Annotated in this window: 8 protein-coding genes; 7 read left to right on the top strand and 1 reads right to left on the bottom strand. The window is 47.7% G+C overall.

Going from position 1 to position 8299, the window contains the following annotated elements; translation table 11 throughout:
* The 7 genes from KME12_24600 to KME12_24570 all read left to right on the top strand — a co-directional run.
* A partial coding sequence (locus tag KME12_24600; GenBank protein ID MBW4490958.1) for a photosystem II protein D2 occupies positions 1-197 on the top strand: 197 nt, incomplete at its 5' end.
* Positions 198-848: 651 nt separating this feature from the next.
* Positions 849-1127 (top strand): 4a-hydroxytetrahydrobiopterin dehydratase, encoded by a 279-nt coding sequence (locus KME12_24595; GenBank protein MBW4490957.1) that lies wholly within the window; start codon positions 849-851, stop codon positions 1125-1127.
* 326 nt (positions 1128-1453) lie between these two features.
* A complete protein-coding gene (locus tag KME12_24590; GenBank protein ID MBW4490956.1) occupies positions 1454-3277 on the top strand; it encodes an iron uptake porin in 1824 nt (607 codons plus the stop codon).
* A 266-nt stretch (positions 3278-3543) separates the two neighbouring features.
* Positions 3544-5181 carry an iron uptake porin gene (locus KME12_24585; GenBank protein ID MBW4490955.1) on the top strand — a complete coding sequence of 546 codons (1638 nt, stop codon included), beginning with the start codon at positions 3544-3546 and terminating at the stop codon, positions 5179-5181.
* Positions 5182-5336: 155 nt separating this feature from the next.
* Positions 5337-5774: an Rrf2 family transcriptional regulator gene (locus tag KME12_24580; protein MBW4490954.1), complete on the top strand. Its 438-nt coding sequence runs from the start codon at positions 5337-5339 to the stop codon at positions 5772-5774.
* 108 nt (positions 5775-5882) lie between these two features.
* Positions 5883-6845 carry a cysteine synthase A gene (gene cysK, locus KME12_24575; GenBank protein MBW4490953.1) on the top strand — a complete coding sequence of 321 codons (963 nt, stop codon included), beginning with the start codon at positions 5883-5885 and terminating at the stop codon, positions 6843-6845.
* Between the two features lie 61 nt (positions 6846-6906).
* Entirely contained in the window at positions 6907-7629 is a 723-nt protein-coding gene (locus KME12_24570) for a DnaJ domain-containing protein (protein MBW4490952.1), read from the top strand.
* Positions 7630-7709: 80 nt separating this feature from the next.
* On the opposite strand, the gene KME12_24565 is transcribed toward KME12_24570, so the two are convergent.
* Positions 7710-8117, bottom strand: a complete 408-nt coding sequence (locus KME12_24565; protein ID MBW4490951.1) for a DUF4278 domain-containing protein — start codon at positions 8115-8117, stop codon at positions 7710-7712.
* Positions 8118-8299: the final 182 nt, after the last annotated feature.

Here is an 8299-nt window from a genome sequence, read left to right as displayed (position 1 = left end):
GTCTGGCGCTGAACCTGCGAGCTTACGACTTCGTGTCGCAAGAGATTCGCGCAGCGGAGGACCCTGAATTTGAGACGTTCTACACGAAGAACATCTTGCTGAACGAGGGCATCCGCGCTTGGATGGCTCCTCAAGACCAGCCACACGAAAACTTTGTCTTCCCTGAAGAAGTACTACCTCGCGGTAATGCTCTGTAATTGTGTTTATGAAGGCTAGCTGAGCCATTTCAGTTTAGCTAAACCTCTGCCCTTATCTTTAATTAGGTAAGGGCTTTTTTATGAACACACATCTCTGAATTGGTGTGTTATCTTAGCTAAAGGTGAATGCACCCGGAGCTTTTAGCTCTGCCTTCTAAGAATTAATCCGCTTAGGGACTCAAGGAGGTGATGCCCATGCAAGATAGTAGTAAATGCCTGGGTCGTCAGTTTGAAGTTAGCCGGCTGCGCGCCGGGGCTGTTCTCTAACAGTTAGCCACAATTTATCTAGTTTCTAGTTATCTAGATCTTTAGACAAATTGAGTAACTTTAGTTACTAGGCTGACAGGGAGTTCCTCCCGGCAGTCTGGTTTCAATCTGACGACCCGCTACACCGCTCTCACCCTATAGCACGATGAGTTGCTCGCAAGAGTTACGCAAAGGGCTTAGTGAGAGCGGATAGTTTTTTAAAGGGTTATTTTGTTTTTAAGTTTCATCTTAAGTACCTTTAAGTACCTGCGATCGCACTTTATTGAGCAAAGTTCGGAGCCCCAGCGACACATAAATCCGATTTTGCTGAACTGCGCCTTTTGCCTAAAATCTTAGAGTGGTTTTATTTAAAGCCATCAGATTTCATAAATTAAGGAGTTGAGTATGGCTCCACTGCTGAGCAAAGCTGAGATTGAAGCACAGGCTCATCTACTTTCTGGTTGGGAAGTACAAGAAAAAACTCTTCAGTCTGTCCGCAAGTTTAGAGATTTTGTTGAGGCGATCGCCTTCGTCAATAAATTGGTTGAGCCTGCTGAGGCGGCTGACCACCATCCAGATCTACAAATTTCCTACAACAAGGTTACGGTGGTTTTAACCACCCATGACTCAGGGGGATTAACCCAGAAAGACTTTGACCTAGCTCAACAAATCTCGCAAATTTAATCTGTTTCTCTACTGCATCCTGTTTTCTAGGCAGCAGTTGCAACCTATAGTAGAGGTATAGGACAATTTCAAGTTAGGGAATCCTCAAAAATTCTCGGCGATTTTCAGCTAGTAAAGTTACCTTTGAATTGAAGAATCCGCTAGTTTTTGCTAAAAATGTAAGCTAAGACACACCGTTTCGCTATTTGTTCAAACAGTTTTGATAAAGTTTATCAATTTCAAAATTAGTGGGAACAATTACGGAACGTCGTGAGTCTCTATCGTAGACTAGTAGATAGATGACTTAGCTTAGTCGTCTTACAGCAGGTGTGAGGAGAACAAAAAGAATGTCAAAGATTCTGTGGAAGTCATTATTGGTTAGCCCTGCTATCTTGGGTACCGTTTTAGCAATTTCTTCAAGTGCGATCGCGGCAGAGGTTGGAGTTACCGCTGAAGCAGCTCAACCCCAAGTTACAGCAGCCGCTCAAGACTTGGCTCCAGTAGCTGTTTCAGCTCAGCCAGAAGCTCCGGAAGCAGATGTAGCTCCCGTTTTTGCAACTATTCCTAGCCAAGCGCAAACCCCCGTTCAGATTGCGCAACAAGTTCCAGCCGATACTTCTTCCCTCGATCAAGTCAACAGATACAGCACCGAGGGCAAATCTCAGAATTCTATCTCTCAAGTCACCTCCGTTTCTCAGCTCTCTGACGTACAACCTACTGATTGGGCCTTCCAAGCACTGCAATCCTTGGTTGAGCGCTATGGCTGTATTGCGGGTTATCCCGATGGTACCTATCGTGGCAACCGGGCAATGACTCGTTATGAGTTCGCCGCTGGCTTAAACGCCTGCATGGACCGCGTCAACGAACTCATTGCAGCAGGCACTGCTGACCTCGTCACCAAGGAAGACCTAGCGACCCTACAGCGCCTCCAAGAAGAGTTCTCAGCTGAACTTGCGACTCTTCGCGGTCGTGTCGATGCCCTAGAAGCTCGCACTGCTGAACTCGAAGCTAACCAGTTCTCCACCACAACCAAGCTAGTTGGTGAAGCTATCTTCGCTGTCACCGATGAGTTCAACCAAGGTGTTTCTAACAACCCTGTTCTGCAAGATCGGGTTCGTCTAGACCTGCAAAGCAGCTTCACCGGTAGAGATGTACTCCATACTCGCCTTGCCGCTGGTAATGCAACTGCCTTTTCTACAGATTTCAACAGTCCTGGAACTCCAGACAGCCTCAGAGGTACCGCAGAAGGAACCCAGCAGTTCAACATTGGCAATACCGGTAACAATGACATTGTTCTAGATTGGCTGTCTTACTACTTCCCCCTAGGAGACAACTTGCAAGTCTACCTAGCTGGAACGGGTGGTATTCACAGTGACTACGTTTACAGCACTGTCAACCCCTACCTAGAAGACTACGATGGTGGTAATGGTGCGCTCTCTGCCTTTGGCCAAGAAAGCCCGATTTATCGGATTGGTGGTGGAGCTGGTATTGGTATCAACACCAGCTTTGGCGATGCTGTAGCAATTAGCCTTGGCTACCTAGCCGGACCAGATGCTGCTAACCCTTCTGAGAAGAACGGTCTAGCTGATGGTAACTATGCGGCTTTAGGACAGCTCACCTTCTCCCCTGGAGATAATTTAGAGCTAGGTTTAACCTACGTTCATGGTTATCACAATACCGGAACGTCTATTTTCAACCTAGGTGCCCCAAATACCGGCGACACTATCTCAGCAGTTACAGGTACAGCACTAGCAAACTCAGGTGGGCTCGCTACTGGGCCAAGAGTGAGTAACTCCTATGGTGCGCAAGCTTCTTTCAAGCTCAGCAATGCCCTAGCTATCAATGGCTTCTTCGGCTACACCAACGTGATTAACCTTGGCGTCAATAGCCGTGATGTTTGGTACTACGGCCTAGGCTTGGCTCTGCCTGACTTTGGTAAGAAGGGTAACCTCCTTGGTCTAGTTGCTGGTGTTGAACCATACTTGGGCAGCAAGAACAACGATCTTGCGGGATCGGATGATACCTCTCTCCACCTTGAAGGTTTTTATAAGTACCAGCTGAACGACAACATTTCTGTAACCCCAGGTGTAATCTGGATTACAGCTCCTGGCCAAAGTGAAGCTAATGATGACATCCTCATCGGTACAGTAAGAACCACCTTCAAGTTCTAAATCAAGAAGAGAGAATTTCGAGCTCTTTTAACTAGTTGATTGATTTGGCCCCGCTGTTAGCGGGGCTTTTTTATGTTTTCTGCCAAACTTCTGTGAGCAAATTTTAGTGATAAAGTACTTAAGTAGAATACTTAGATTAAGTACTCTACAAGTGTGGATGTGATTTAACGAACATAGAAATTGACCCAAAAGTGCTAATTTTGCTCTTAAGGGTTCTTTTGGGTCTACTGAGACCTATCTAATTTGGTGTGAGGACGTGAAAGTTGATGTCTAAGATTTTCTGGAATTCTTTGTTGATTGCTCCAGCCGTTTTGGGTGGTACCTTGATCGCTTCTGTCTCTGCGATCGCAACTGAAGTACCTACCTCGGTTTCATCTCTAGAGCAGCCTATAACTGAAGACGCTAGCAATAATGGGCTGGCTCAAGTCACTTCCGTTTCTCAGCTCTCTGACGTACAACCTACTGATTGGGCCTTCCAAGCACTGCAATCCTTGGTTGAGCGCTATGGCTGTATTGCGGGTTATCCCGATGGTACCTATCGTGGCAACCGGGCAATGACTCGTTATGAGTTCGCCGCTGGCTTAAACGCCTGCATGGACCGCGTCAACGAACTCATTGCAGCAGGCACTGCTGACCTCGTCACCAAGGAAGACCTAGCGACCCTACAGCGCCTCCAAGAAGAGTTCTCAGCTGAACTTGCGACTCTTCGCGGTCGTGTCGATGCCCTAGAAGCTCGCACTGCTGAACTCGAAGCTAACCAGTTCTCCACCACGACCAAGCTGAACGCAGAAGCTATTTTCGCTGTTACCAATGCTTTTGGTGATGAAGGTGCTGGTGGTACTGAGCTAGATGATGAAGCTGCTGTGAGCGATCGCGTGCGTCTCAACCTAGATACCAGCTTTACTGGTAAAGATCGCTTAAGAACTCGTTTGCAAGCAAGCAACGTTCCTGTATATGGAACCAATAGAACGGGCACCGATATGACCCGCCTAGGGTTTGACGGTGAAGAGGAAAACGACGTCACCTTAACAAAATTGTTCTACCGCTTCCCCTTGGGCGATAACACCAATGTCGTTCTTGATGCTTCGGGTGGTGAGTTCTATGAAAATATCGACACCATCAATCCTCTGTTCGTTAGCAGCGGTAGTGGTTCGATCTCTCGGTTCGGGCGCTTTAACCCAATTTACCGTCAAGGCGCAGGTGGGGCGGGCGTTACTGTAAACACTGGTTTTGGTAAAGCAGTGTCGGTATCGTTAGGCTATCTAGCAGACAATGCTCAAAACCCTAGTGAAAAGGCTGGATTATTTGACGGTCCTAATGCAGCATTAGCTCAAGTTGCGTTCCGTCCCTTTGATGCCCTGAATCTAGGTTTTACCTATGTTCGGGCCTATGACCCAGGATTCGGAGTTGAAGCCGATGAAAACGGTGAGCTTACACCTTTAGTTAACGTCACCTCTTCAACGGGTAGCCGCCTTGCAAGAAGACCTTTTGGTAACGTTGCAACTGCAACTGACAACTTTGGGGTTGAAGCCAACTTCCGGCTTGGCTCTAAGATTTCTTTAGGTGGTTGGGTTGGTTACACAGAAGCCCGTGCAAAATCTGGTGCGATTGAAGGGAGCGATGCAGAGATTTGGAACTGGGCAGCCAACGTAGGCTTCACTGACTTGGGTAAAGAAGGATCTTTACTTGGTGTCATTGTTGGTATGCCACCCAAACTAACCGAGGTTGATGGTGGTGGTGCTGACGACGCTGACACCTCTCTCCATCTAGAAGCGCTGTATCGTTATCCTGTCAACGACAACATTGATGTGACCCCCGGTTTACTCGTCATCTTCAACCCAGAACACAACGATGCTAACGATACTATCTACGTTGGTACGCTTCGGACTACCTTCAAGTTCTAGTAAGCTCTAGGCACTTTGAAATGTTCTGATGGGCCTCGCCTCCAAGCGGGGTCTTTTTTATTGCAAATACTTAAACCTACAAACCCCAGTGGGGAACCGGGGTATAATGTAAGAATATCAAATCTAATTAGTTGCTCTCTATCCCTACCTTGCTTGTGGAACTGTCGTGTAAAAGTGAATATGCCCTGCTGGCTTTATTGGAACTGGCAGCTCATTACGGTAATAGTGAGCCATTGCAGATCCGACAAATTGCTGCTCAACAAAATATCCCCGATCGCTACCTAGAGCAGTTGCTAGCAACCCTGAGGCGTTGTGGTTTAGTTCGAAGCCAGCGTGGGGCCAAAGGAGGTTACTTATTAGCTAGAGAACCTTGGAAGATCACGCTTCTCGAAGCGTTAAACTGCATTGAGGGCCTTGATACGCAGCCAGCCGAGAATGGTTCTACTACCAAAACTGTTGAGAGTTCAGTTATTTGGGACATTTGGCAAGAATCTCGTCGGGCGGCAGATGCGGTGCTTCAAGGCTATACGTTGCAAGACTTGGCAGAGCGTAGAGATTCTCGCCAACAACTGGACATTATGTACTACATCTAATTTCTGAAAAGACGCGATTTTACTAGCGATCGGGTTTAGCGATGCTAGTATTTGCTCGTTCTAGCTTAGTTTTTCAGTCCACTAACACATCAATCAAAGAGTGAAGCTATGCGTATTGCCCACGATATTACAGAGTTGGTTGGTCACACTCCCTTAGTCCAACTCAATCGCGTTCCTCAGGCAGAAGGTTGTCTTGCCCGCATTGTTGCGAAATTGGAAGGTATGAACCCTGCGTCTTCGGTAAAAGATCGCATCGGCGTCAGCATGATCAATGCGGCAGAACGAGAAGGGTTAATTACGCCTGGAAAGACAATTTTAGTAGAGCCAACTTCAGGTAACACTGGGATTGCGCTGGCAATGGTGGCAGCAGCTAAAGGGTATCGGCTCATTTTGACCATGCCCGAAACTATGAGCTCAGAGAGACGGGCGATGCTGCGGGCTTATGGCGCAGAACTAGAGTTGACTCCTGGCATTGAGGGAATGGCTGGTTGTATCCGACGAGCCCAACAGATTGTCGATTCTATGCCTAACGCCTACATGCTACAGCAGTTCCGGAATCCAGCTAATCCGCAAATTCATCGGGAAACCACCGCAGAAGAAATCTGGCAAGACACAGACGGCGAAATAGATTTTCTAGTATCTGGGATTGGGACAGGGGGGACTTTAACGGGTGTAGCAGAAGTCATTAAACAGCGGAAACCAAGCTTTAGAACGATCGCGGTTGAGCCTGTCAACAGCGCGATTTTGTCCGGAGGCAAACCTGGCCCCCACAAAATTCAGGGGATTGGAGCTGGCTTTGTTCCTCAAGTCCTCAAGGTTGACCTGATTGACGAAGTGATTGCGGTGGCTGATGAAGACGCGATCGCCTATGGTCGTCGTTTGGCTCGCGAAGAAGGTCTGCTCTCAGGGATCTCTAGTGGAGCTGCCCTCTACGCAGCGATCCAGATTGGTAAGCGACCGGAAAATGCAGGGCGCTTAATCGTCATGGTGCAACCAAGTTTTGGCGAGCGGTACTTGAGCACGCCACTGTTCCAAGATTTGGAGCCCAGTCTCTCGACAGCAGCCACTTAAGTCAGTTTTTGACTCCACGTTATATCCCAAGTACGGTAGGGCTGCAAGCTAAAATAGCCCTATGGGAAATTCCAATCACTATGAAACCCTGGATATTCCTCAGGCGGCGAGTCAGGCAGAAATTAAGCAAGCCTATCGCCGCCTAGCGAAGCAATTTCATCCAGATAGTAATCGGGCTGTCACCGACCACGAGCAGATTAGCCGGATTAACGCCGCTTATGAAGTTCTCAGCGATCCGCAGCGCCGCCAGTCCTATGACCAAGAAATTGCTCATCGTTTATACGGTGCCAGGTTTGACACTGAGGGAATGTCCCCTAGCGATCGCCAACGACGGGCTGCTGAAGTACAGAAGCGATATCGAGAACAGTACCCCACTGGCCAAGCTGCGGATGAGCACTTACAACTTTGGCTCAATCAGGTCTATACACCTGTGAATCGGCTACTTGCTCATATCCTCAATGATCTAGCAGAAGAAATTGACGAACTATCGGCTGATCCGTTTGATGACGAGCTTATGGCAGGGTTTCAAGAGTATTTAGAAGACTCTCACACTGACTTAAGCCAAGCCCAAAGAACGTTCCGCTCAATGCCCAATCCACCCAATGTGGCTGGAGTGGCGGCTCATCTCTATCACTGTCTCAATCAAGTCAATGATGGACTAGAAGAGCTAGAACGGTTTACATTCAACTACGACGAGCACTACTTGCACACAGGGCAAGAGTTATTCAGAATTGCTACTGGTTTACGCCGGGAAGCGCAGACTGCCATCAAAAATCTAGCTTGATTGCAAACCAACATTGCAAACCAACTAAAAGGGCCTGAAGTTGCACACTCCAGACCCCGATTGATTCTGATCAAGATTGATTAGACAATTTGTTGAAGTTCAGACTCTAACATACCGATTAGCCTTTGATCTCCCAAGTTTTTGGCAACTTGCAAGCGGCGCTCTAGGCTACGGTAGATATTTGTCCGATGAGTTTCTGCGACTTCCTTAAGCACTCGTTGCCGCATATTTTGCAAGGGTGTCTGGCTGGTAGCCACTACTGCTGGTTGAGCCTTAATTAGATCTTTCAACTCCATTGGCCGATGGGTGGAGTAGGCAACTCCTCGATATTTGAGATCCAAAGGAGTTTGAGGCACTGGAATATGCTTCGGATAAGGATACTGGAGCCGCAAGTTTTGTCCACGATATTTTCCTACGACATCCCCTTCCAACATTTGGAAGGTGGGCAGCTCAGATTCATAATGAGCACCACGATACGACAGTCTCATACTTTTCGCCTCTAACTTCGTTACTTAATGGGGTTAGGATGAGGCGCGTTCCTTCGGGATGAGTCCCTACTTCCGTCCCTCTCGATGGCAGAATAGCTAGCTCAGCCATAGGCGAGACACCAAGAGAGATGAACGTAACTATTTCTGTATCTTAATTTACAGATTAGAAGTCAAATGTGATT

This window comes from Trichocoleus desertorum ATA4-8-CV12, from assembly GCA_019358975.1.
In the GTDB taxonomy this organism is placed as follows: Bacteria; Cyanobacteriota; Cyanobacteriia; order FACHB-46; family FACHB-46; genus Trichocoleus; species Trichocoleus desertorum_A.
This window is presented reverse-complemented; position numbering and strand designations above follow the sequence as displayed.

Coding starts and splice junctions, on each gene's coding strand:
- KME12_24595 (MBW4490957.1), top strand. CDS start 849: ATGGCTCCACTGCTGAGCAAAGCTGAGATTGAAGCACAGGCTCATCTA.
- KME12_24590 (MBW4490956.1), top strand. CDS start 1,454: ATGTCAAAGATTCTGTGGAAGTCATTATTGGTTAGCCCTGCTATCTTG.
- KME12_24585 (MBW4490955.1), top strand. CDS start 3,544: ATGTCTAAGATTTTCTGGAATTCTTTGTTGATTGCTCCAGCCGTTTTG.
- cysK (MBW4490953.1), top strand. CDS start 5,883: ATGCGTATTGCCCACGATATTACAGAGTTGGTTGGTCACACTCCCTTA.
- KME12_24570 (MBW4490952.1), top strand. CDS start 6,907: ATGGGAAATTCCAATCACTATGAAACCCTGGATATTCCTCAGGCGGCG.
- KME12_24565 (MBW4490951.1), bottom strand. CDS start 8,117: ATGAGACTGTCGTATCGTGGTGCTCATTATGAATCTGAGCTGCCCACC.